The 24,504-nt window shown below is 60.9% G+C and carries 20 protein-coding genes and 1 pseudogene; 12 read left to right on the top strand and 9 right to left on the bottom strand.

From position 1 onward, the window contains the following. Window positions 1-53 precede the first annotated feature (53 nt). From VGO04_RS18170 to VGO04_RS18155, 4 genes are all read left to right on the top strand, one after another. Window positions 54-1,064, top strand: coding sequence for an ABC transporter permease (locus VGO04_RS18170; RefSeq protein WP_327497369.1), 1,011 nt, complete (start codon window positions 54-56; stop codon window positions 1,062-1,064). A gap of 63 nt (window positions 1,065-1,127) precedes the next feature. Beyond that, window positions 1,128-2,081, top strand: a complete 954-nt coding sequence (locus VGO04_RS18165; RefSeq protein ID WP_327497368.1) for a substrate-binding domain-containing protein — start codon at window positions 1,128-1,130, stop codon at window positions 2,079-2,081. A gap of 198 nt (window positions 2,082-2,279) precedes the next feature. Beyond that, complete coding sequence (locus VGO04_RS18160; protein ID WP_327497367.1) at window positions 2,280-3,332, top strand: sugar phosphate isomerase/epimerase; 1,053 nt, start codon at window positions 2,280-2,282, stop codon at window positions 3,330-3,332. A 216-nt stretch (window positions 3,333-3,548) separates the two neighbouring features. Next, window positions 3,549-4,757, top strand: a complete 1,209-nt coding sequence (locus tag VGO04_RS18155) for an NADH:flavin oxidoreductase/NADH oxidase family protein (protein ID WP_327497366.1) — start codon at window positions 3,549-3,551, stop codon at window positions 4,755-4,757. Window positions 4,758-5,687: 930 nt separating this feature from the next. Here the strand turns inward: VGO04_RS18155 and VGO04_RS18145 are convergent. The 3 genes from VGO04_RS18145 to VGO04_RS18135 all read right to left on the bottom strand — a co-directional run bounded on the left by VGO04_RS18145 (window position 5,688) and on the right by VGO04_RS18135 (window position 7,937). Further along, window positions 5,688-6,143: a carboxymuconolactone decarboxylase family protein gene (locus VGO04_RS18145; protein WP_327497365.1), complete on the bottom strand. Its 456-nt coding sequence runs from the start codon at window positions 6,141-6,143 to the stop codon at window positions 5,688-5,690. 22 nt (window positions 6,144-6,165) lie between these two features. Beyond that, the gene (locus tag VGO04_RS18140) at window positions 6,166-6,576 is read right to left on the bottom strand and encodes a cupin domain-containing protein (protein ID WP_327497364.1); all 411 of its coding nucleotides are present in this window, start codon (window positions 6,574-6,576) and stop codon (window positions 6,166-6,168) included. Window positions 6,577-6,728: 152 nt separating this feature from the next. Continuing rightward, window positions 6,729-7,937 carry an NAD(P)/FAD-dependent oxidoreductase gene (locus VGO04_RS18135; protein WP_327497363.1) on the bottom strand — a complete coding sequence of 403 codons (1,209 nt, stop codon included), beginning with the start codon at window positions 7,935-7,937 and terminating at the stop codon, window positions 6,729-6,731. A 273-nt stretch (window positions 7,938-8,210) separates the two neighbouring features. Here VGO04_RS18135 and VGO04_RS18130 point away from each other — a divergent pair, with 273 nt between their 5' ends. Next, a complete protein-coding gene (locus VGO04_RS18130; protein WP_327497362.1) occupies window positions 8,211-8,750 on the top strand; it encodes an Rrf2 family transcriptional regulator in 540 nt (179 codons plus the stop codon). 173 nt (window positions 8,751-8,923) lie between these two features. On the opposite strand, the gene msrA is transcribed toward VGO04_RS18130, so the two are convergent. Both msrA and msrB read right to left on the bottom strand, forming a co-directional pair. Beyond that, a complete protein-coding gene (gene msrA, locus VGO04_RS18125; protein ID WP_327497361.1) occupies window positions 8,924-9,430 on the bottom strand; it encodes a peptide-methionine (S)-S-oxide reductase MsrA in 507 nt (168 codons plus the stop codon). Further along, window positions 9,431-9,874 (bottom strand): peptide-methionine (R)-S-oxide reductase MsrB, encoded by a 444-nt coding sequence (gene msrB / locus VGO04_RS18120; protein WP_327497360.1) that lies wholly within the window; start codon window positions 9,872-9,874, stop codon window positions 9,431-9,433. A gap of 298 nt (window positions 9,875-10,172) precedes the next feature. On the opposite strand from msrB, the gene VGO04_RS18115 reads away from it, so the two are divergent. Beyond that, the gene (locus VGO04_RS18115) at window positions 10,173-10,811 is read left to right on the top strand and encodes a helix-turn-helix domain-containing protein (protein WP_327497411.1); all 639 of its coding nucleotides are present in this window, start codon (window positions 10,173-10,175) and stop codon (window positions 10,809-10,811) included. Between the two features lie 45 nt (window positions 10,812-10,856). Further along, window positions 10,857-11,765, top strand: coding sequence for a LysR substrate-binding domain-containing protein (locus tag VGO04_RS18110; RefSeq protein ID WP_327497359.1), 909 nt, complete (start codon window positions 10,857-10,859; stop codon window positions 11,763-11,765). Here the strand turns inward: VGO04_RS18110 and VGO04_RS18105 are convergent. Next, window positions 11,762-12,718 (bottom strand): alpha/beta fold hydrolase, encoded by a 957-nt coding sequence (locus VGO04_RS18105; protein WP_414650564.1) that lies wholly within the window; start codon window positions 12,716-12,718, stop codon window positions 11,762-11,764. The two genes, VGO04_RS18110 and VGO04_RS18105, sit on opposite strands and share 4 nt — an antisense overlap. 311 nt (window positions 12,719-13,029) lie before the next feature. On the opposite strand from VGO04_RS18105, the gene VGO04_RS18100 reads away from it, so the two are divergent. Continuing rightward, on the top strand, window positions 13,030-13,470 hold the full coding sequence (locus VGO04_RS18100; protein ID WP_327497358.1) for a VOC family protein: 441 nt from the start codon (window positions 13,030-13,032) through the stop codon (window positions 13,468-13,470). A gap of 205 nt (window positions 13,471-13,675) precedes the next feature. Here VGO04_RS18100 and VGO04_RS18095 read toward each other — a convergent pair whose 3' ends face one another. After that, window positions 13,676-17,722: a PAS domain-containing protein gene (locus VGO04_RS18095; protein WP_327497409.1), complete on the bottom strand. Its 4,047-nt coding sequence runs from the start codon at window positions 17,720-17,722 to the stop codon at window positions 13,676-13,678. A 457-nt stretch (window positions 17,723-18,179) separates the two neighbouring features. Between VGO04_RS18095 and VGO04_RS18090 the strand changes: the two genes are divergently transcribed. From VGO04_RS18090 to VGO04_RS18075, 4 genes and pseudogenes are all read left to right on the top strand, one after another. Continuing rightward, window positions 18,180-21,185: a PAS domain-containing protein gene (locus tag VGO04_RS18090; RefSeq protein WP_327497357.1), complete on the top strand. Its 3,006-nt coding sequence runs from the start codon at window positions 18,180-18,182 to the stop codon at window positions 21,183-21,185. Next, a pseudogene (locus VGO04_RS18085) lies at window positions 21,182-21,814 on the top strand (response regulator transcription factor); the annotation flags it as partial. The gene VGO04_RS18090 and the pseudogene VGO04_RS18085, both read left to right, overlap by 4 nt. A gap of 9 nt (window positions 21,815-21,823) precedes the next feature. Next, entirely contained in the window at window positions 21,824-22,216 is a 393-nt protein-coding gene (locus tag VGO04_RS18080) for a response regulator (RefSeq protein WP_327497408.1), read from the top strand. A gap of 105 nt (window positions 22,217-22,321) precedes the next feature. Beyond that, a complete protein-coding gene (locus tag VGO04_RS18075) occupies window positions 22,322-22,960 on the top strand; it encodes a response regulator transcription factor (RefSeq protein ID WP_327497407.1) in 639 nt (212 codons plus the stop codon). A 341-nt stretch (window positions 22,961-23,301) separates the two neighbouring features. Here VGO04_RS18075 and VGO04_RS18070 read toward each other — a convergent pair whose 3' ends face one another. Both VGO04_RS18070 and VGO04_RS18065 read right to left on the bottom strand, forming a co-directional pair. Continuing rightward, window positions 23,302-23,937 carry a response regulator transcription factor gene (locus tag VGO04_RS18070; RefSeq protein WP_327497356.1) on the bottom strand — a complete coding sequence of 212 codons (636 nt, stop codon included), beginning with the start codon at window positions 23,935-23,937 and terminating at the stop codon, window positions 23,302-23,304. Between the two features lie 102 nt (window positions 23,938-24,039). Then, window positions 24,040-24,501: a Rid family hydrolase gene (locus tag VGO04_RS18065; RefSeq protein ID WP_327497355.1), complete on the bottom strand. Its 462-nt coding sequence runs from the start codon at window positions 24,499-24,501 to the stop codon at window positions 24,040-24,042. Window positions 24,502-24,504 lie beyond the last annotated feature (3 nt).

The following is a 24,504-nucleotide window of genomic DNA, read 5'->3' as shown; positions in this document are numbered from 1 at the left end:
GCGCGCCGAGAACATTGATAATCCCGAAAAATGGGACGGAGGTTCGATTGGATATGAGCGTGAACCAGGAAGGCAGCCAGGAGGCGATCCGCCGCCGCAGCTGGCGTGACATTGATCTGCGGGCCGTGGCGCCATTCGTGGCGCTGGCGCTGCTTTTGCTTGTCGGGGCGCTGGTCAACCCCAACTTCATCAGCATCAACAACCTCGCCAATGTCGCCACCCGCAGCGCCTTCATCGCGATCATCGCGGTCGGTGCGACCTTCGTGATTTCGTCGGGGGATCTCGACCTGTCCGTCGGTGCCATGGTCGCCTTCATCGCCAGCCTGATGATCCTGTTCATGAACTCCGGCGTGATCGCCGATCCGGTGCTGATGCTTTTGGCGGCGATCCTCTTCACCGTCGTCGCCGGTGCGCTCTGTGGTCTCACCAATGGCCTGATCACGACCGTCGGCAAGATCGAGCCCTTCATCGCGACGCTCGGCACGATGGGCATCTATCGCGGCTTGACGACGTGGCTCTCGCAGGGCGGCGCGATCACGCTCAAGGAGCCCGAGCTCCAGGAGATGTATCGGCCCGCCTATTTCGGCACGATTGCCGGCGTGCCGGTTCCGATCGTCATCATCCTCACGGTCACTGCGGTCGCTGCCTTCATTCTCTATCGCACCCGGTATGGCCGGCACGTGGTCGCCGTCGGCTCCAATCGCGACGTCGCGCGATACTCGGGCATCTCGGTCAATCGCGTGCGCACGATCGCCTTCGTCATCCAGGGCCTGTGCGTGGCAGTTGCCGTTCTCCTCTATGTGCCGCGCCTTGGCTCGACCTCGGCAACGACGGGCATTCTCTGGGAACTGCAGGCGATCACCGCCGTCGTCGTTGGCGGAACGGCGCTCAAAGGCGGCGCAGGGCGTGTGTGGGGCACGATCTGTGGCGCCTTCATTCTCGAGCTGGTCGGCAACATCATGCTGCTGTCCAATTTCATCAGCGAATACCTGATCGGGGCCATCCAGGGCGCGATCATCATCATTGCGATGCTCGTCCAGCGCTCGCTGGTGCGGAAATCGTGAGACGGCCGGGTCCACAGGTCTCCCGGCCTGCAACAGGCTGACCTGATATTTGGGAGGAACTTAATGCGTAACAAGCTATTCGGCCTGACGCTCGCAGCCATGACCGCGCTTTCCGGCGTGTCGCATGCGCAGGAGGAAAAGAAGGTGACGATCGGCGTCTCCATTCCGGCCGCCGACCACGGCTGGACGGCCGGTGTGGTCTTCCATGCCGAGCGGGTCGCCAAGATTTTGATGGAGCGCAACCCGGGCCTTAACGTCATCGTCAAGACCTCGCCCGATCCGGCGAGCCAGGCGAATGCCGTGCAGGACCTGGAGACGCAAGGGATCGACGCGCTCGTCATCTTGCCGACCGACCCGGATCCGCTGGTCAACGCCATCAAGGAAGTGAAGGGTAAGGGCACATTCGTAGCCCTCGTGGACCGGGCGCCGAGCGTCAACGACAACTCCGTACGCGATCTCTACGTCGCCGGCAACAACCCGGCGCTCGGCCAGGTCGCTGGTGAATACATCAAGGCAACGACACCGGAAGCCGAAGTCGTCGTCATCCGCGGCCTGCCGATCCCGATCGACCAGCAGCGCCAGGACGGTTTCGACAAGGGCATCGAAGGTTCCAAGGTCAAGGTTCTCGACCGCCAGTACGGCAACTGGAACCGCGACGATGCCTTCAAGGTCATGCAGGACTATCTGACCAAGTACCCGAAGATCGACGTGGTCTGGTGCCAGGACGACGACATGGCTGTCGGCGTTCTGCAGGCGATCGAGCAGGCAAAGCGCACCGACATCCAGTATGTCGTTGCCGGCGCCGGCTCGAAGGAAATGATCAAGAAGGTCATGGACGGCGACAAGATGATCCCGGTCGACGTGCTCTATCCGCCGGCAATGGTCGGTACCGCGCTCGAGATGACCGTCGCCAATTTCTATGGCCAGGTTCCGGTCCGCGGCGTCTACACGATCGATGCGACGCTTGTGACCAAGGACAATGCCAAGGACTTCTACTTCCCGGATTCGCCGTTCTGATCCAGGTTTGACTGAAAAGGCAGCCCGCGTTTCAAGCGGGCTGCCGTGACGATCGAAGTAACCGATCGGCGTCGGCGCGCGGCGGAGCACAGGGCTTTGGCGGACCACCTGCCTCTGAGGGCGCGCCGATTGTCAGTCTGAGGGAGCGAAGCAGGCGTCGGTCGCTCATCTCAATTTTCCACGAGAAGGAGGCGAAACATGAAGACGATCAAGGGGCCAGGGCTCTTTCTTGCGCAGTTTGCCGGCGATGCGGCGCCGTTCAACTCCTGGGACGCGATCACCAAATGGGCCGCCGACTGTGGCTACAAGGGTGTGCAGGTTCCAAGCTGGGACGCGCGGCTGATCGACCTTCAGAAGTCTGCGACCTCCAAGACCTATTGCGACGAGTTTCTCGGCACGGCGCGCGCCAACGGCGTCGAGGTGACCGAGCTTTCGACCCATCTGCAGGGCCAGCTTGTCGCCGTGCACCCGGCCTATGACGAAGCCTTCGACGGGTTTGCGGCACCTGAAGTGCGCGGCAATCCGAAGGCACGGCAGCAATGGGCGGTGGAACAGGTGAAGCTGGCGCTGACCGCCTCGAAGAACCTCGGCTTGAATGCGATGGCAAGCTTTTCCGGCGCGCTTGCCTGGCCCTTCGTCTATCCCTGGCCGCAGCGGCCGGCCGGTCTCGTCGAGACCGCGTTCGACGAATTGGCAAAACGCTGGACGCCGATCCTCGACCATGCCGAGGAGAACGGCGTCGACATCTGCTACGAGATCCATCCGGGCGAGGACCTGCACGACGGCATCACCTACGAGATGTTCCTGGAGCGCACTGGCAACCATGCGCGCGCCTGCATGCTCTATGACCCCTCGCACTATGTGCTGCAGTGCCTCGACTATCTCGACAACATCGACATCTACAAGGACCGCATCCGGATGTTCCACGTCAAGGATGCGGAGTTCAACCCGACCGGACGGCAGGGCGTCTATGGCGGCTATCAGGGCTGGGTCAACCGCGCTGGCCGCTTCCGTTCGCTCGGTGACGGCCAGGTGGATTTCGGCGCAGTGTTCTCGAAGATGGCGGCCAACGATTTTTCCGGCTGGGCGGTGGTCGAGTGGGAATGCGCGCTGAAACATCCGGAAGATGGCGCCCGCGAGGGTGCCGACTTCGTCAAGCACCACATCATCCGCGTCACCGAAAAGGCCTTCGACGATTTTGCCGGCGCTGGCACCGACGAGGCCGCCAACCGGCGCATGCTGGGGATCTGAGACAAGGGGCAGGGCTCTCAGGGCGTTTGGCCGCCTGCCCCTCTCCGCAGAAAGCCGACGCGGCCGGTCGCGCCGGAGCGCATGAGAGGATGACTCTCGATATCGCCGAGTACCGCCGGCCAAGCCACGCCTTTAGATTTGCGCTCACTGGATCGTCCGCTTTTGACAGACGATTCCAGCGGAGCTCGCCAGAACTAAATGGACGTGGAGATCTAAATGCAACGTGCACCCTTGTTTGAACCGCTCCAACTGCCCAGTGGGATCACCCTAAGCAATCGGATTGCGAAATCAGCGATGTCGGATTCCTTGGGTGACGGGACGGGCCATCCGACAGCCCAACAGATGAGGCTTTATCAGCGTTGGGAGGCAGGTGGGTTGGCTCTTTCCATAGTCGGCGAGGTGCAGCTCACGGCGGATTACGCCGAGAATCCGGGAAATCTGGTGCTCAATGAAGCCTCCGATCTTGAGCGGTTCCGCGAACTTGCCCGGCATGGCGGCGAAAACGGCGCCCAGCTCTGGCTGCAACTCGGTCACGCCGGGGCGCTTGCCTACGCGCCAACCAGTCGTCCAAAAGGCCCGAGCGCCTTCAATCTACCGGGGCTGCAGTGCGTGGAAATAACCTTGGATGAGATACGTCAATTGCCGTTTCAGTTTGCGAGATCAGCCCGGCTTGCACAGCAGGCAGGTTTTGGCGGCGTGCAAATTCACGCAGCGCACGGGTTCCTGCTCGGCCAGTTTCTATCGCCCTTGTTCAACAAACGGAGCGACGAATACGGGGGTGCAATTTCCAATCGTATGCGACCTTTGCTGGAGGCTGTCGAGGCAACACGCGCCGCTGTCGGACCGAATTTCCCGATCGCCGTAAAACTCAATTCCTCAGACGAACTTGAGGGTGGGTTCGACGAAGAAGATGCGCTCAAGGTGGTGGCGGCGCTCGATGGGTCTTCGATCGACCTGATCGACATCAGCGGCGGAACCTATTTCCCCGGAGCAAAGTCCGCCTCGGATCGGGCGGGACGCGGACCCTACTTCCTCGAGTTTGCAAGGCGCGCCCGCACTGTCACGACCAAGCCCTTGATGCTGACGGGTGGTTTCAAGACGCGCGCGCAGGCCGAGCACGCTGTGGCGAGCGGTGCAGTCGATATTGTCGGTCTTGCGCGCGCGCTCGTCCTGGAGCCTTCACTTCCCGTCCTCTGGAAGGCGGACCGGAAACCCGAGCCGCTCTTTCCCAAATTCTCCGACGCTCCGGAGGGCGGGATCACCGCGTGGTACACGATGCGGCTCGCCGAGATTGGTGCCGACAGGGAAACGCCGGATTTTGGTGAACTCAGACAGGCAATCCGCAAATACGAAGCGGGCAACAAATCTCGGACAGAAGTTTGGCTGCGTCATTTCTCTGATGAAGCGCAGCAAGCCCAAGGGTGATCGGTCGCCAGTATACGCGCCTCGCGACGAGCGCCAGGCGATCGCCCTGACGCTGGCAATTCTACGTTCCGAAGCTCCATCGATATGCAGCGGGCGACGTGTGAAACCGCCGAGCGAAGGATCTTCGGAACGCCACGTCATCGTTGACGCCGATGTCCGTGGCGATCTTCTTGAGGGGAATACTGGTGTCTCGGCCAATCGCCGGCCGGCCTCGCGCCTCATGCTCTCGACATAGTCGGCGGGCGTCATCCCGATCTCCTGCTTGAACTGCCTTGAGAAATTTCGCTCGCTCATTCCCACGCGGGTCGCAACCGCGCCAACCGTGAGGTCGGCCGCTAGGTTGTCGGCGATGAAGTCCTGAGCCACGCGGATCGGTGTCTTTTGTGCAACCTGACCGGCAAGCAACGTACTGAACTGCGTCTGCCCGCCCGGCCGTTTGATGAAGACGACCAACTCGCGGGCAACCTTGTGCGCGATCTCAAGGCCAGATCGATCCCGGCCGTAACCCCGCCGAGGTCCAGACGTTGCCGTCCTTGGTAAAAATGCGGATGGGTTCGAGCTTCACGTCAGGAAATCGCTTCGCGAATTCGGCTGCCTGGGACCAGTACGTCGTCGCTCTCGCCATCCAGCAGGCCTGCCTCGCCGAGCACACAAGCCCCCGGACAAACGGAGCCGTGACGGGATTAGAACACGGGCGGGCGTTGGCTTAAATAGAGCCGATGGGATGATTTCGGACGGATGGCGGATGATATCAGCCAGTGCTGCAAGCCTCAAACCGGCCGCGGGAGACGTCGGCGTGCTGCTCGGGCGTTTATGGTCTCGGAGATTCGAACGGGATTGAGATAGCTACGTCAGGCGGCGGCAACTGCTCGATGGTCAGGCCCCCATCCAACAGGCGCGCGAGTAGCGCGCGCCTGTTGGATGTGAATGTCAGGCCTCGAGCGCCGCCTGTGGCGTGTTGCGGAAGCTGATTGCCATCCGGTTATAGGCATTCATCAGGCTGATCGCGATCGTGAGGTCGGTGATCTCGCGTTCGCTGAACTCAGCGCGGGTCGCCTCATAGGCTTCGTCCGGTACACCCGTCTCTGCGACACGCGTGACGGTTTCGGCCCAGGCAAGGGCTGCCCGCTCACGTGGGTCAAAGAGTTTGCCTGCTTCGCGCCATGCTTGCACCAGGGCGATCTTTTCGATCGGCTGGCCCTTCTTCAGGAGCTCGCGTGTGTGCATGTCGAGACAGTAGGCGCAATTGTTGATCTGCGAGATTCGAAGATAGACCAGTTCCACCAGACTTGCGGGGAGGTCGCTCTGCAGGATGTAGCCATAAACACCACCCAGGGCTTTGACGCCCGCCGGTGCGATCTGGTTGTAGTCGAGACGCTTGCTCATTCTTCTGCTCCTTGGCTCGGGGCTATTTGATGGGAGTGGTCAATTCTTTTTCATCGCTATCGGCGACGAAGACCGCGAGAAGCCTTGCCGGCTTCGTCTTGCTCGCGTTGCGGCTGACGAGGTGCCGGGAGGCCGGCGGCTCGTACCAGCTTTCGCCGGCGCGATAGGTCTCGGTCGGGCCGTCGTTCACCTTGGATTCGATCTCTCCGGACAGAACATAGGCGAAGATGAAGGACGACTTTGCATGGCTGTGCGGAACCGAAGATCCGCCCGGGGGATAGTCGACGATCAGGGCCGTCAACGTCTTGCCCGGGATATTGGGGATCTGATGGTCGAAGTGGGGCGTGACAACGTCGCCGGGATCGTGCGCAGCGGCAGGCGTCGCGAACGCGATGGCGGCCAGGACTGCGCCCAAGGCAAATCGAGTGTTCATGATGACAATCTCCTTGATGAAGTCTTGCAAAAAGGCGGGCCTGAGCCCTGCTCGCAGGGGGCGGGTTCGCCAATGATTGTTGTTTCAACGGTGCACTTGCCGACCGAACGGAGGGAGGCACTGTCTCTTGGCAGTGCCTCCGCCCATCTCGATCACGCGACGACGATGCGGAGCGGATCGGCGGCTTCCAATGCTGCCGCGCGATCGGCACTCGGCGGATAGATCCACGTGGTGTTGATCGTGGTCTTCAGCTTCTTCGCCTCCGCTCCGGTAAGCTTTACCTGACGGTCCCATCCTTCGGTGTAGACCGCTCCCCATGGGCCGAGATCCAGGCACGTAACGTACTTTTCCTGGCTGTAGGGAATGGAGGCCACGCCCAGCAGATCAGCCGCAACATTGTGTCCTGCGGAGCGCCCGAGGTTTTGAGCATGCTGACAGCTCATCATCGTCCGGTTGCCTGCCTCATCCGTTGCCGCGCAGGCGACGTCGCCCGTGGCAAAGACGTTCGAGTGACCGTTGACCCTGAGGTTCCGATCGACATGGAGGCGCCCGAAGGAATCCTTGTCTGCATCGATCTGGCTGGTGATCGGGTTGGCACGTGCGCCTGCCGTCCAGATGACCGTGGCTGCGTCGATGCGCTCGCCGGATGAGAGCGTGACGCCGTTATTGTCGATAGCGACGATCGGGGAACGCAAGCGTGTTTCGACGCCAAGCTCCGAAAGCGCCTGCTCGATAACGGGACGGGGCCCAGGTCCAAGATCCGGCCCGATCGCGTTGCCGCGTTCGACGATCACGACGCGGATGTCCGTATCCTCGCCAAGCGCGGTCAGCAGTCGATGCGGCATCTCGGCGGCCGTTTCGATGCCGGTAAAACCGCCGCCGGCAACAACCACCGTATTGCGTGCTCGGGTTTCCGGGAGGCGGCCCAGTTGGCCGATGTGTTCTTCCAGCTCTGCGGCATCGGCAAGCTGGTCGACGTTGAAGGCGTGGGCGAGGCCCGGGATATCCGGACGGAAGAGGACGCTGCCGGTTGCGAGAACGAGCTTGGTATAGCCGATCGTTGTCTCCCGCCCGTCATTATCCGCGTAGGTGACGGCGCTGTCCTCCGTCGAGATGGACGTCGCATAGCCCTTGATGAATCGAACGCCAGCATTGGCAAAGATCTCGGACAGGGGTGCTTTCATCCCGGCGGCGTGCTTTTCATAGAGACGGGGGCGAATGTGGAGTTCGGGCTCAGGCGCGATCACGGCAACTTCGACGGAACCGTCCGCCTTTCCTTGCTGGTCCAATAGCCGCATGGCACCGAGTGCCGACCACATTCCGGCAAAGCCAGCACCGATAATCAGTATGCGTTCACGCATTTCTTTTCCTCAGACAAGGCTTCGCCATTGGCTGAGCGGGGGCCAGCCATCGGGCGATTGCCGTTTCGGTAGAGGTCTCCAGGCCGGAGACGGTTTTGGCGAGGATCCAATATCGTCGCTTAACTACGACTAACTCAGTCGTAGTAAATGGGCAATGTCGAATCCGGACGATTTCGGAAACGGAGTGTCAACGCGGCGAAGACGGAGGAGGGCTTGCACGAACGACAGTCTGATGTTATCTCCGACTGCCTTTGTCGGTGTTTTGGTGGTCCCGTGGCTCACATAAGCGCAGGTGTCGAATACGCCCTCCACTGTCTCCTGTTCCTCATCGAGGCGGAGCAAATTGACCAGCCGGCAAGTGCACGCGATCTTGCCGAGCTGCAGAAGATTTCCCCCGAATTTGTCGCGAAGCTTTTCACCAAGCTCCAGAAGGCGGGCATCGTCGTCGCCCGCGAGGGGATTGGTGGTGGGTTTGCGCTTGCACGCCCTGCCGCCGACATCACTGCGCTCGATGTCATCGAGGCCATCGACGGACGCAAGCCGCTCTTCGAATGCAAGGAAATCCGTGGACAGTGCGCATTGTTCGGCGATCGGACGCCTGCCTGGGCGCAAGACGGTGTCTGCTCCATTCACGCGGTCATGATCGAGGCTGAGAAGCGGGCAAGAGAAGTCATGGCCGGCCACACGCTGGCTGACATTGCCGCCCGTGCCGCGTCGAAGGCACCAACGGAGCACCCCGGTCACATACAGGGTTGGCTCGCAGCCCGGACGCCGCAGCGTCGGCGCCGCGGCGCTGCGGCGAAGGTTGAATGAGGCACAGCAAACTGTGCGCAGCGTCGATATTGAACGAGGCGCTGACCTTTCAGCTTGGGCTTAATCAGCGACGGGAGGCGGGCCGCCAAAGGGCGCGCTGGCCCCTGCACCCGATGTAGCGAAGCCGGGCAAGGCTCATCGGCCTACCCGGCTTGAGTTACCGACGCTGACGACTATTCGGCGGCCGACCGACGCGGCAGAACCCAATTCTGGCGCGGGAAGTGGCAGGTGTAGCCGTTTGGATAGCGCTCCAGATAGTCTTGGTGTTCCGGCTCGGCTTGCCAGAAGTCCCCAACGGGCTCGACTTCCGTCACGACTTTGCCCGGCCACAGGCCCGAGGCTTCGACATCTGCGATGGTATCCTCGGCAACCTGCTTCTGCTCGTCATCGATGTAGTAGATCGCCGAGCGATAGGACAGGCCGATGTCGTTGCCCTGGCGGTTCTTGGTGGTCGGGTCGTGAATCTGGAAAAAGAACTCCAAGATCTGCCGGTAGCTGATCTTCTCGGGGTCGAAGGTGATCTCGATGGCTTCGGCGTGGGTGCCGTGATTGCGATAGGTTGCGTTCGGCACGTCGCCACCGGTGTAACCAACGCGCGTGTCGACAACGCCGGGGCGCCTACGGATCAGGTCCTGCATCCCCCAGAAGCAGCCACCGGCCAGAACAGCTCTCTTGGTCATTCAGATATCCTCCACCTGGTTGATGAACTCGCCATAGCCACTGGCCTCCATCTCCTCGCGGGGAATAAAGCGCAGGGCAGCGGAATTGATGCAGTAACGCAAGCCGCCTCGATCTCGAGGCCCGTCTGGAAACACGTGGCCAAGGTGACTGTCGCCGTGCTTGGAGCGCACCTCGGTGCGGACCATACCATGAGAATCGTCCCGCAATTCGGCGACATTTGCAGGCTCGATCGGCTTGGTGAAGCTCGGCCAGCCGCAGCCGGAATCGAATTTATCGGCCGAGGCAAACAACGGTTCGCCGGAAACGATGTCGACGTAAATTCCCGACCTCTTGTTGTCATTGTATTCGCCCGTGAACGGGCGCTCGGTGCCGCTCTGTTGCGTTACACGAAACTGCTCGGGCGTGAGCTGCTTGATCGCTTCGTCAGTCTTTCGATAGGTCATTCCCTAGTCTCCAAATGAGGCAGGATGCTTGTGACTTGTGGTGAAAACGGCGGGTTGGCGTTGGCTGGGTGAGGCGTTGGGCTCAGGCAGCGAAACGGATCTGTATTCGTGGAATATAAATATACAGATCTGTATCGTTTTGCAATCCCGCAATCGAGGTTCTCTTCCTTGGACGGGATTACGGTCCTGGAAGCCACCGATGCAGAGGATCACTCGCGGAGGTGGCCGCGTCGTCCCTTGTCTTCTTGCTACGCCTCAGATAAATAGTACAGGTCTGTTTCTTTTTAAAGGGGGCGATGTGCGTCGTTCAGAGATCCGAGGTCAACTCCTCGACACTGCCTTGCGCCTGTTCAATCTGCACGGCTACCACGCGACCGGCATCGATCTCATCATTGCCGAAGCCGGTGTCGCCAAGACGACGCTTTATCGGCACTTTGATACCAAGGAAGATCTCATCCTTGCGGCACTTGAGCGGCGGGACGAAGCGTCACGCGCGGAAATGCGCATCTTTGTCGACAAGCGTACCAGCGATCCATATCAGCGCCTCTTGGCGACCTTCGATTTCCTGGAACTGTCGGTTCGGGACAAGCAGTTCCGCGGCTGCATTTTCATGAGCGCGGCCGGGGAGCACAAAGAGGCCGTCGATCCGGTGTTCCGCGCTGCCTTGATGCACAAGCGCCTGGTCCTTGCCTACTTCGAGGAACTCGCCCATGCGGCCCGGTTCGCCGAACCGAAACAGATTGCCGACACGATCAACCTGCTGCACGAGGGTGCCCTTGCTGTTGCGCAAATGACGCGCACTGTCGAACCTGTGCGAAACAGCAAGCGAATGGTGACCATCCTGCTCGCGCAGGCGACGCGTTCGCCTTTAGAGCCTCGGACCGGAACACATAGGGGAGATCCGACCGAGAATGCTTCGAGCGGAAGCGCAGAATAGATTTATAGTGTTGGAAGCTGTGTCAGACGCGCCCTCGGGGGGATGATGGACCGTTTCGAAGCTATGAAGTTGTTGTTGGCGGTTGTCGATGCCGGCAGCATCTCCGCGGGAAGCCGAAAGCTCAATGCGCCGCTCCCCAGCGTCAGTCGCAAGGTTGCCGAGCTCGAGCGGCATATCGGCGCAAGCCTGATCGTGCGCACCAGTCGCAATCTTCAGCTCACCGATGCGGGCAGGGAGTATGTCGAAGCCGCCCGCCGGATCATGGCGGATCTGGAAGAGGCTGAGCGCCGGGCGTCCGGCGAATACCTGACGCCGCGTGGTACCCTGACGATCACCATGCCGATCGAGTTCGGGGCGCGCTACGTGATGCCGATCGCCCTCAGCTTCATGGAGACCCATCCGGAGGTCTCGCTCAATCTCCTCTCGCTCGACAGGACCGTGCATCTGGTGGAAGAACAGGTCGACATCGCGATCCGTCTGGGCGACCTCGAGGACAGCTCGCTGTACGCGGTCAAGGCGGGAGAGTTTCGCTTGCTGACATGCGCCAGTCCGGCATACCTGCAGCGCTGCGGCGTGCCGGAGCATCCGCGCGATCTCGTCGACCATGACGGGATACTGTTCAACAAGCGGACCTTCTTCTGGACGTTCGACGTCGACGGTTGTCCGATCGAAGCCGTTCCGCGCAACCGGCTCGAGGTCAACACGGCGGCCAATTGTGTGGCCGCGGCGGTTGGCGGCGCTGGCATGGCCCGCCTGTTCGACTATCAGATTCCGGAGGAGCTCGCGTCAGGCGCCCTCGTGCCGGTTCTCGAGGCTTTCGACCGGGCGCCCCTGCCGATCCACATCGTCTATTCGCGACAGGGTCAGCTTGCGCTCAAGGTGAGATCCTTCGTCGATTGGGCCTTGCCTCGCCTTCGCGCGGCCTTCGGGCGAGGCGAGACCCCACAGGCCTAGCTCGAAAGAGCGGCCCGAACTTCCGCGATCGTCCGTTTCGCATCCTGCAGGTGCGGGAAGTGACCGACACCTTTCAATACCTCGAACTGAGAATGGGTGCGACCGGCAAACTCCTTGCCCATCTCCGCGCTGATGTAGACGTCCTTCTCACCCCAGATTGTCTTCACGGGGGTCTTGAGCCGGGCGATATTGGCCTCAAGATACTCCTGGTCGCGCGTGAAATGGGCGTAGTAGGAGGCGAAGGCGTCGACACTCGTCACGCCGTCGCGCGTCCAGGACGCCTTCATGTCTGCCTGCAGGTCGAGCGGAAGGTCGTACTGGGCGCTCGGCTGAAGGCCGCGGCGATGAACGTTCTCCAGGATCTCGTCGCTGGTCTTGTTCATGTAGGCCCGTGTCGGCGTCGCCGTCGGCTCGGCCTTCAGGTTTTGCAGGCTTTCATACATGTGTTGTGGCCGGTTGAATGGTGCGAAATCACCGACGATGATCTGCTTCGCCACGGTCGGCTCCTCGAGGGCCAGGAGGAGTGCGGGAAGACTGCCGATATCCGAGGCGTAGATGACCAAATTCGATCGGTCGAGACCGACGGTGTCGATGTAGGCCTTGAGAACCTTGGCGTAGTCCTTCGGCGAATAGGAAAATTGCACCGTGGAAGGGCGCGAAGATTGGCCGTAACCGGGCCAATCGAATGCATGCACCGCATATTCCTTGCTGAGTGTTTCAGCGATCCCCGTCCAGGCGAACAACGTCTCCGGGAACCCATGCAGGAAGAGAACCGTGCCCTTGGCGTTCGCAGCGTCCGTATGCATGCGCCTGAGGGTTATGGTCTCGTCAATCTTGATGAAGTCGATCGTCGGGCCGGTCGCCGAGACGAGGGGTTCGGCGTGTGCCGATGCGGCCGATGCCATTGCCACGGATGCGGTTGCTGCGAAGTTCCTGAACGATGGGAAGACCATGTCATGCGTCCTTCTGGTCAAATCTTGAATGGACGACAAGATCGAACATGGAGCGGGCGGCTGGCAGATGGATTTTTCGAGAGGCACCCTCTTGAACCGGACATATGTCGCACGGGCCTGCCGGAGCGCTCCGGGCGATGGCGCATCGAGCCAAGGGATCCTTGAGAGGATGGCTCTCAATTTCGCTGAGTACCCGCTGCCCGGTCCCGTCCCTAGATTTGCGTTCATTCACGGATCGTCCGTTTCAACAGTCGATCCCAAGCGAACCAGCGAGACGAGAACATCGATCCGCTAGAAGAAGGAAGACTGGAATGAGCGACATCACTGCCTCCCCGCCCAAAGAGGTGCCGGAGAAGATCAGGGCACTTCCCGGCCACTCGACCGTCGGCACCAATGACCTCGATGCCGCTGGTGCCTACTACGACAAGCTGCTTGCGGTCTTTGGCATCGGCCGCGTGCTCGTACAGCCCGGGCGCGCGATCTACTATGGGCATCGCACGCTCGAATTCGGTGTGACAAAACCGTTCAATGGTGAAGCGGCAATCGTCGGCAACGGAAACATGATCGCCTTCGAGGCGCCCACCCGCGCCCATGTCGATCTCGCCCATGCCACGGCATTGAAAGCAGGCGGTACCGACGAAGGCGCGCCCGGCCCGAGAGGTCCTGACGGCGGGGACCCGTATTGCGCCTATTTCCGCGATCCGGAGGGAAACAAGTTCCTCGTCTACCGCAAGGGACAAGACGAGGCTTGACCCTCAACGTCACTCGGAGCGTTGCCGCCACCGGCAAGGCTCCGAGTGACGTCCGAATGTGTTTGCAGGCCATTTTGGCGTCGTCGGAAAGGTACGTCACACTTGCAGTACAGGGCTGGGAGCAGCGATGTCCCGCGGCGTTCTTTCCTGCTTTCGGATGCTGTGATCGGCATAGCTGCTGCCGTGCAACCGTCGAGCGCAGTCGTCATGGCGTTGCGTTGGGTTCGATCGGCAACGTGAAAACAAACGTCGATCCCAAGGGTTCGTTCTTTTGTGCCCACAGACGTCCGCCGTGAGACTCGACGATCGAACGGCAGATCGCCAATCCCATGCCCATACCGTCGTTTTTCGTGGTGAAGAACGGTTCGAAAATCCTGTCGGGGTATTGGATTCCTGCGCCACGATCGCTGACAACGATGCGGATCGCGTCGTCAATACGGGTCGCGTGCACGCTGACCACCCGCAGATCCGCAGTGGACGCCATCGCTTCTATGCCGTTTCGGATCAGGTTGACCAGTATCTGTTGAAGTTGCACGCGATCCATGGCGACCGGCGGCAGATCCGCTTCGACATCAGCCTGGATGCGAACCCGCCGACGCGCGGCTTCCTCGGCCATAAGGCTGCGCACTTCGGCAACGACGCTGTCCAGCGTTGTGCTCATCCCGGGTTCAACCGACCTCGTGAACAACGCGCGGATGCGGCTCACGACGTCGGCGGCCGCGTTTGCATCGCGGGTAATGCGTTCCACCGTTCTTTGCGCCCGCGCAAGGTTTGGCGGCTCAACGGAAAGCCATCGTTGGCACGCATGCGAATTCGTCACGATTGCCGCCAACGGCTGGTTCACTTCATGCGCGATCGAGGCGGAAAGTTCGGCGAGGCTCGCGGCTTGAGACGCACGCGCCAGACCATCGCGGGCAATCCGCAACTCCTCCTGGGCCCGAACTTCGCTGTCGATGTCGATGCAGATGACGTTCCACTGGACGATTGGTCCCTCGCCATCCCTCATCGGCGCTGCTCGGGTTTCCACCCAGCGATACTCCCCGTCCGATCGACGAAGTCGATGCTTCTGCGCATAGGGCGTGCCGGTGGACAAGGCGTAGCCGCAGTTCTCATGGACCTGGGGCATGTCGTCCGGATGGACGGAAGCGCCAAGCGTTTCCGATGGCCGCGCCTGCCCGGTAGCGTCCGGCGTTTCCGGCTTGTGTCCCAGATACTCGCGAAGCTGCTCGCTGCGGTAGACGGGATCACCCTTCGCATCGGTGCATTCGACCATTGCAGGCAAGGTTTCGATGAGTTGTCGAAGCGAGCGCTCGCGTTCGCGCAAGACCTGTTCGACACGGAGCTGATCGTCGATGTCGTGGCAGATGCCGAACCATTGCAGGATCTGGCCGCTGGCGTCCCGCAAGGGCGCGCCGCGGCCCGACATCCACCGGTACACGCCGTCGGCGCGGCGAAGGCGATAGTTCAAGGAGAAGCTCTCGCCGGTGACGAAAGCCTCTCTGAGCGTGGCATCCATCTTTGCTGCATCATCCGGGTGAAGCGCGGCCGTAATCGCAGCGGCGAGAACGCTATCGGATCCATGATAATCCTTCACGTCATGGCCCAGGAATTCGATCAGGCTCTTGCTGAAGAACACCGGTTCCCCATCCGTGTTTAGCCGCCAGAGTGGGCTGGGCACCATGTCGACCAACTGCGAGAGTTCGCGTTCCCGATCAAAGAGCTGTTGCTGGACCCGCACTTCGTCGTCGACGTCGATGGCAACCGCATACCACTGCACGATCGTTCCGTTTTGATCGCGCAGCGGCTCGCAGCGCCCGTCCACCCAGCGGTACGTCCCGTCGGCGCGCAGCATGCGATACCTGTTGGAGAAGGGTTCGCCGGCGGTGAAGCCTTGCGTGGCGTTCTCCCTGACGGATGCGATATCGTCCGGATGCACGACAGCACGCATCATCGCGCCGGCGCGGGTCATTCCCGGCTTGTCCACATCGATGGCGTCGAATCCGAGGAAGTCCACCAACCGCTTGTTCAGAAAGCTGAGCTCACCGCCGGCGGTCTGCCGGGCTATGAAGGCCGGCACCATGTCGACCAGCAGGGACAGCTCGCGCTCGCGCTCGCGCAAGGCGTTTTGAGCCCGCATCTGATCGTCGATATCAAGCGAAACGCCGTACCACTCCTCGATCTCTCCTTCCTGATTGCGACGCGGTTCGACCCGGCATTCCACCCAGCGATACCCGCTTTCAATTTCGAGCCAACGAAAGCGCAGCGTTGCGCTGCTGCCGGTCTTGAAACACCTTTGCAGCGTGTCCCCGACGGCCGCAGCGTCGTCCGGATGGATCAGTTTCTGGAGCAGATTTTCGATGCTCTGCTCGCCGTGCGCCTCGAAGCTTGCGACAACCGAGCGGAAGCGGTCTCTGAACTGTTTGTTGAAGTAGACCGAACCGGTCGATGGCGTCGCGCTCCAGATGCGGACCGGCACTGCGTCGATCATCAACTGAAGCTGCCTTTGACTGCGGCGCAATGCGTCCTCGGCGTGCGTCAGGTCATCGATGTCATGGCACATGCCGTACCATTGGACGATTTTCCCTGAGTGATCGCGCATTGGTTCTGCCCGGCTCGACATCCAGCGAAAGACGCCATCGGCCCGGCGCAGGCGATACCGCATGTCAAAGGCTTCACCGGTTTCGAGGCTATGCCGAAGCAGATCGACGAATGCGCCTGCCTCGGCGGGATGCACGGAGGCCTCGACCATGGCTGCCAGCCGGGTTTTCCCTGGTTTGTCCGTGTCACCGATGTCCAGACCGAGAAAGTCGACCATGCGCTTGTTGAAGAAGGTCGGCTCGCCATCCGGCGTCAAGCGCCAGACGTGGCTCGGCACCATGTTGACCAGCTGCAGCAGCTCCTGCTCTCGTTCATGCAGTGCGGCCTGTGCGCTCACGGCGTCTTCGATGTCGACCGAAACGCCATACCATTGCAGAATCGTTCCGGCTTCGTCGCGCAAGGGTGCAGCGCGGCTCTCGACCCATCGATGGGGACCATTTGCGCGCCGCTGACGGTATCGTCCCGCAAAGGTCGAGCCCGCCGCGAACGCGCTTTTCAGTGCCTCGTCGATGGCCGCGCGGTCATCCAGGTGAATGTCCGTCAGGGATCGCTTGCCGTTGGCGGCAACCAGATCCGTCAACGCCAGTCCAGTCGTGTCGGTGGCCCACTTGTTGAGATAGCTCGGCGTTCCGTCAGGCGTGGCGCTCCAGATTAGAGCCGGGACGGCGTCGATCAGGCGTTGCAGTCGCAGCTCGCTTTGACGAGCGGTGAGCAGTGCCAGCTGGTGCTGCCTGGAAATCGCTGCGACGACAAGCGCCGAGAATGCGGAAATTACCAGGAAGAGCTGCAGCATGACCTGCTGTTGCCTTTGTGATCCGGCGTCACTGATAAACTGGCTGTCTCCGGATATCGTCAACGCCATCGTAATCAGCGTCAGAAGCGTCAACGCGACAGCGGCGCCTCGAAATTCGAAACGTGCGGCGGCCCAAAGCAGCAATGGCAGGATGATATATGGAGAGGGGAAGAAGTGAGCGCTCAAGGAAAGCGCGGCAACGCCCAAAAAGATGAAACAGAGGACGGCGGCCTCCGTCCAGTGCGCCACGGATAGGCTGGCCTCTCCGCGCCAGTGGCGGACGAGGACCAGCACCAGCGGTGCTACCAGCAGGATGCCGGTAGCATCTCCAATCCAGAATAATGGCCAAACCGACGCGAATGTCTGCGCCTTCACCCCGAACCAGGCAAGGGTTGCGCTCCCGACAGTCGCGCTTGCGAGGGGTGCTACTCCCGCACCCAAAACGACGAAAGCCAGGACCTGCTGGAGGGTTTCCAGCCGGACGGGTCGGCCAGTGGCGCTGCTGAGCAGCATCGCACCAGCGGAAGCGCAGAGCGCGTTGCCGACGAAGATCAAGAAGCCTGCCGGAAGTGGGCTGTGAAACCAGACGAGCTGGGCAAACATCTCCGCAAGGCAACCGCTGACGATCCACCATGGCCAGCTGTAGGGAGACGTCAGGATGAGTGTCGCCATAAACACGCCGCCGGGAGGCCAGATCGAGACGGTGATGCCCGGGACGATAGCGAGCACATTCGCGAATCCGCAGCCCAGCACGTAGGCGGCAAAGAACGCGACGAGATGCAAAAGCTGCGGTCGGCTTGATCGGAACCGCCGCCAGTGGGAAGCCCGCTCGACAGACTGTCGTTCGGTGGGCGAGCGCAGCAACGCGCTTTCCGGAGGCCCTGGCGACGCTCGCTCAAGCCCTTGCACTGGATGATTGTTTGTCTCTGAATGGCTGTCGCCAATTGCTCTGGAAGCCAATTCCATCGGCTGCTCCGATTGGACAGAGAAAGCCTGGGCACAGTCGGCCCTACCAAGGCACTATAATCGAAGTCTGGCGGGACGAACCAGCCATTCCCCTAACTCTACCGCAATCACGGTCACGCTGCAGCCTATGGAAGTCTATGAGGGGCGTGCTGACAGGCGAGCCCGGGTGCTACTCTTCGCCTATGCTGAAGTACAGCTTAGAATACACCGCTCAGTTGTCATAGATTTCCATAGGATGCAGGCGAGACGCGGCGAGAATAGGATGTGCAGCTAGGTCGCACGGTCCGGATATCGAGAACAACTGCTATGCAGAGCGCTGATAGTGGCTTTCCTCGTCCTGCAGGAGAAGGCAATGACGAAGGCGTTCGATTCACCTGAGGAAATCGGGCTGGAAGCAATGCAGGCGGTGCGGATCATCGAAAGTGTGGTCGGCAACGCCTGGGCGGCGAATTCGGCCGGCGAGATCGTTTGCGTCAGCCCTGCGGTGCTGTCGCGGCTGGCGCTGACGCTCGAGGAGTTCGGCTCGCAGTCGGATGGCGGTCCCCTCGGCTGGAGGCGAATGATCCACCCGGACGATTACGAACGGTCGATCGCACTTTGGCGCCGGTGCCTTGAAACGGGCCAGCACTTCAACATCGAGCATCGAACGCTGCGCACAAGTGGCGCTTACGGTTGGAGCCGTACGTCTGCTCGGCCCTCGCGTGACGGCAACGATCATATCCTCGGCTGGTACGGCGCCATCATCGACATCGAAACGTCCGGTGCAGCCGCTCGGTTTGCCGAGACAGCGGAGGCAGCCGTACAAGAATTGCCAAGCTCACTGGGCGGAATTCACCCCGATGACCGAACTGGCGCGGCGCATGCAGCCGCGCGTGCATTCTGGACGGGCGTTCCCCAGGTCACCAGGCACAGACAGCGGCAACCCGACGGCAAGTACCGGTGGACGGAAACCCGCGCCGAGCCCGGTTATAGCGTCAGCGTCGATATCGACGAGTTGGTGACGGATCGCGAGCCCCGCATCGTTGCGGCATCCGATACCGCTGGCGAGCCAGAACCATTGCGGTCCGCGAGAGCTGTCGAGAGCATATTCGGCAACGGCTGGGCGTTCGATGCGCGCGGGCGCTGGATTTACCTGCATCCATTTGCGCAGAACTCGCTCGGCGTCACTCCGGAGCAGCTGAACGTTTCCGTTGACGAAGGTGACACGGCCTGGAAGCAATTGCTGCATCCGGACGATTATGAGCGAACCGCGACGGTCTGGAATCGTTGCCTGGAAACGGGGGATGATTTCAACGTCGAGTTCCGCTTTCGCCGCGTTTCCGGAAGTTATGTCTGGGCGAGAACTGCTGCCCGGGCCGCCCGCGACGCGCAAGGCCGCATCGTGGGTTGGTTCGGCATCGCGCTCGACATCGATGTTTACAAGAAGACCGTTGAAGCTTTGCGTGGCCGAGAGCTGGAACTGTCGCAGCTTGTCGACATGGTCCCGGTCCACATCCGCCGGCTGGGCCCCAACGGCGAACCGACCTTTTTTAACAAGCGCCTGCTTGATTTCTATGGGTGGAAAGATCTCGCGCAGCTGGAAACACCGGCTGGCAGCCGGCTGGCGACGGCGATGGAAATGCTCGTGCATCCGGACGACTCCGCTATTCTCCTGGAAGCGGTCCGCAACTCCGTTTCGACGGGCGAATCTTACGGAATGAAATACCGTTTGCGCCGCTCGGACGGCGTCTATCGTTGGGTTGACGGACGGGCGGTGCCGCTGATCGACCAGGACGGCACGATCGTAAACTGGTATGCGATCTCGATCGACATCGATGACGAGATGCGTGCACAGAACGCGTTGCGCGACCGAGAAAGAGAACTCCTGCAGCTCGTCGACATCGTTCCCAGCCTGCTTTGGCGCTTGAATCGTCAGGGCGAGCCTACGTTTTTCAACAAGCGGCTGATGTGCTTTCTCGGTCTGGATGAAACGAGTTCCGAGCAGCCGGACCCGAGCCGCCTGGCGGCCGTATTCAAAGCGTCCGTGCACCCGGACGATGCTTCGGGCCTCGAGGAGGCGCTGGGCAGGTCTGTCGCCACCGGTGAGAACTTCTCAAAGCGGTTTCGCCTGCGCCGGTCGGATGGTGTCTTTCGCTGGGTTGAAAGCAATGCGGAACCCTTGCGCGACGACGGTGGACAGATCGTGCAATGGTACGGGCTCTCACACGATATCGACGACCAATTGCGCGTCGAGGAAGCGCTGCGCGAACGGGAGCGATCATTGTGGCAGCTGGTTGAGACTTTGCCCGCGATGATCGACTGCGCGGCACCAAACGGCGAGCCGGTCTACCGCAGTCAGCAGTTGCGGGAATTTCTTGGCTATAATCTCGAAGACCTGGACGGATCGGGGAAGTCCCGGCTGGACGGAACGCTTGATGCCGGGGTGCACCCCGACGATGTCGCAGGCGTCAAGGAGAGGTATGCGCATGCCCTGGCTACCGGCGAACCCTATGCGCGCAAGCACCGTCTAAGACGGTTTGACGGGACATATCGGTGGGTCGAGACCAGGGCGGCCGCGATGCGCAATCTGGAGGGCGCGATCGTCCAATGGAACGTAATTTGCCTTGATATCGACGGCGAGGTTCAGGCTGAGGACGAATTGCGTCTTGCGCAAGAGAGACTTTCCAGAGCCACCCAGTCGGCGAGCCTCGCCGAGCTTTCGGCGTCAATCGCGCACGAGGTGAACCAGCCGTTGGCGGCGATCGTGGCCAACTCCAATGCCTGTCACCGTTGGTTGCTGGCCGAACCGCCGAATCTCGAGCGGGCAAAGATCACCGCCGAAAGGATCATCCGCGACGCAAATTCCGCAGCAGAGGTCGTCAGCCGGATTCGAGCGCTGTTCAGACAGCGCGTCGAGCCGCAGAGCAATACCGATCTCGTGACCGTCATTGCCGAAGCCGTTCATCTCATTTCAGAGGAAGCGACGCGCCGTCGCGTCCGGGTCGACGTCGATATCGAGCAAACCCTCCCAAGCGTTGCGGTGGACCAGGTGCATATCCAACAGGTTCTGGTGAACCTCATTCGCAACGGAATGGATGCGATGGACGCCACGGTCCGCGACCGCGTCGTTTGCCTCCGGGTCCGTCGCGTCGGGGATTTCGTCGCGACGGAGGTCAGCGACCACGGCACCGGTGTCGAGTTTCCGGAACGAGTATTCGAATCCTTCTTTACGACGAAAGCAAACGGAATGGGGATGGGCCTGGCAATTTGTCGTTCGATCATCGAAACGCACGGGGGGCGACTTTGGGCGCAAAACAATGAAACAAATGGTGCAACCTTCACGTTTACATTGCCGATTGAAGTGGAAGCGGCGGCATGACGAACGACGAATACACGGTTTTCATCGTCGATGACGACAATCGGATCCGCGAAGCCCTGTGCGAGCTTTTGGCCTCGCACGGCATCCAGGCGATCGCCTTCGGTTCGGCCGGGGACTATGTCAATTCTGAGAAACCAGATAGGCCCGCCTGCCTGCTGCTGGATATCGAGTTGCCGGACATCAACGGACTCGATCTCCAAAGTGAAATAGCCACAGGAGAGCATCCACCGATCGTTTTCATAACCGGTCACGGAGATATCCGTTCGTCGGTGCGCGCCATAAAGGATGGCGCGGTGGACTTCCTGACCAAGCCGTTCACCGACGCGGACTTGATGGCCGCCATTCATGCGGCCATTGCCGAGGACGAGAAAAGACGGGCCGAGCGCGCGGAGTTCGGAAAGCTGAGGCGACGCTATCTTGACCTGACGCCGCGCGAACGGGAGGTGCTGCCGCTGGTCATAAGCGGGCTGCTCAACAAGCAGGCGGCCGCAGAACTCGGCATCAGCGAGGTGACCCTGCAGATCCATCGGCGAAATGTGATGCAGAAGATGAAGGCTGGCTCTTTTGCCGACCTCGTGCGTATCGCGGAACGTTTGAAGATACCCATTACCCATGCCCGCAAGACAGGCGTGAAATCGATGACTTTGCCGCATCGGCAGGTCGTCGCGATCGTGGACGACGATCCGAGACTGCTGGAGTCGCTGGAAGATCTGTTGGAGTCGGCCGGGTACTCGGCTCGCAGCTTCTCGTCTGGCCGGTCGCTTCTTTCGGCCGGGCTGCCGGGTCTGGATGCGCTCATTACGGATATCGGCATGCCGGGAATGGACGGGTTCGAACTGCGGGACCTGGTCAAGACGAAAGAGCCGGGCCTTCCTGTTTTCCTGATGACCGGGCGGCACGAGATCGCCGATCAGCTGAGTGTGCGCGACCGGACTTGCTGCTTCAGAAAACCGTTCGATGCGCAGGTTCTGCTGGCCACGCTCGCCGCCGCATTGGGCGACCGGAAAATGGAGGGAAACGATGAAACGTGAGATGCCGCTCGAGCCGACGGTCGTTCTGCACGCGCACCGTCAAAGCGAACGCCCGCGCGTCGTGATCGAAGCTGATGCATGCGGGATGAAACAGAGGCCAATCTGATGCAACACGCTCAAACCAAAAGAGAAGAGCCTGCGGAACCTATCGTCTACGTCGTCGACGACGACGAGGCGATGCGGGAAGCGCTGCTCGATTTGTTCATGGTGACCCAGAAACGGGTGACTGCGTTCTCGAATGGGCCCGAGTTTCTGGAGACGGCAGACATTCGGGCGCCCGGTTGCCTAGTTCTGGATTTCAACATGCCAGGGGGCACGGGTCTGGACCTTCAGGAGCATCTCTCGCTTGCTGGTAGTCGCCTGCCGGTGATCTTTCTGACGGGGCATGCGGATGTTCCGACCACCGTAAAGGCGATGAAGGCTGGGGCCATGGATTTCATCACCAAGCCGTTCTCCGATCAGGATCTGCTCGAGGCGGTGGATCGTGCTATCAGGCTCGACGCCGAGCGCCGCAAAGTCGAGGCGGAACGCGAGCGGATCGAGGCGCTGGCGGATACGCTTTCTCCGCGCGAGCAGGAAGTGATGTTTGCTGTGGTCAGTGGCCTGATGAACAAGCAGGTCGCCTACCAGCTGGGCATCAGCGAAATGACCGTGAAGCTCCATCGGATGAGCGTTATGCGCAAGATGCAAAGCCGTTCGCTTGCGGATCTCGTTCGTAAGACTGAACAGCTCCGACGGAATTGAGCGACGCACAGGCCCGCAGAAGTCGACCCTTGTCAAGGAAAGGGAGGCCGCCTGCCCATAGGCAAACGGCCCCGAGGTGTGCCGGCCCTTGGCGGTCGTGCCGCGGGGAGGGGACTGCAGCACTTGGATCATCACCTCCTAACGAAGGTGCCGGCTAGGGATGATGATGGAAGCCTACTGCCTTTCACGCACCTGTATCACTATACATTCGTTTAGCGGGTCTGTTCGGCTCGCGGAGCCGGTAGCCTCGTTGGATGCATTGCGCTACGGGCCGCGTTTCGGTCAGGAGTGCTGGACATTTGGCGTGCCGGCTCTAGCGGTCGTAAGCTCCGGCCGCGACCTCACTGCAGCAGTTCCGACTTCCTGACGAGGTCGCTGAAGGTCCGGGCCTCCATCTTCTTCATTGCGCTTGCGCGATGAAGCTTGACCATGATTTCGCTGATCCCCAGTTCGTATGCGGCCTGCTTGTTCATCAGACCTTCGGTGACAAGCTTCATCACCTGCTTCTCGCGGGGTGTGAGGCTGGCAGCGCATTGACGGGCATGTTTTCTCCTTGCAGCCACGTCGCGCTGCTTTTTTCCTTCCTCCAAAGCGGCGGCGACCGCACAAAGCAGGTCATTCACCTCGAAGGGTTTCAGCAGGAAATCGACGGCTCCCGCCTTCATGGCCGTGACGCTCGTCGGGACATCTCCATCGCCGGTCATGAAAACGATCGGAAGGTCGAAGCCCGCATCCGACAGTTTCCTTTGATACTCTATACCGCTCATGCCGGGCAGCTTCACATCGAGCAACAGGCACCCAACGGCCTCCGGATCGCCCCTTTCGTCGAAATCCGCGGTATCGACGAACGCCTCTGCCTGGATCCCGGAAGAACCAAAGAGTTCCAATAGCGCCGAGCGAATTCTCTCATCGTCGTCGATAATGTGGACCACGTTCACGTCGGTGGCCGCTTCGATGGGGTTTGAACGTTCGGGCATCGCTTAGCTCCCTTGATCGTCAAGAACCAACATCCGCCCATTGTATCCGACGTGGTTTTGCTGGCTATAAAACGAAGGTTTGCTCCCCCCGTAGGTTCGCAATCACGGGCCACAAAGCGAAACGCACGGTGCGATCGCCCGAAAGGTGACCTCGATCAGTTGTTCGGGAAAGGCCAGACGGGAAACACCGATCAGGTTGCTTGCACATCCCGGCACCTCCGCTCGATACATCTCCTTCCGGACCTTGCCAGCAACCGCAAACGCGGCGTCGACATCGAGCACATAGAGTGTCTCTTCGACCACGTCGTCGAGTGAAGCGCCGAACTCGGCAAGGACGGCAACGGCGTTGGCGTAGGTCTGCCGCATCTGCTCTTCCATGTTCGAAAAATCGACCGGTCGTCCGGCCGGATCCAGTTTTGCCGGGGCGACGAGGTTGCCGGCCCTGTCGTGGCTTAGCTGTCCGGAGACATAGATGATGCCTTTAACCTGCACGGCCTGAGAATAGCCGTAGGCCTTTTCCCAAGGCACACCGAAGTTTGCGGTCCTTTTGATCGGGGAACACATGAA

The organism is Ensifer sp., assembly GCF_035999185.1.
Classification (GTDB): Bacteria; Pseudomonadota; Alphaproteobacteria; order Rhizobiales; family Rhizobiaceae; genus Ensifer.
The sequence above is the reverse complement of the archived record's forward strand: the minus strand, read 5'-3'. Positions and strand labels throughout refer to the sequence as shown.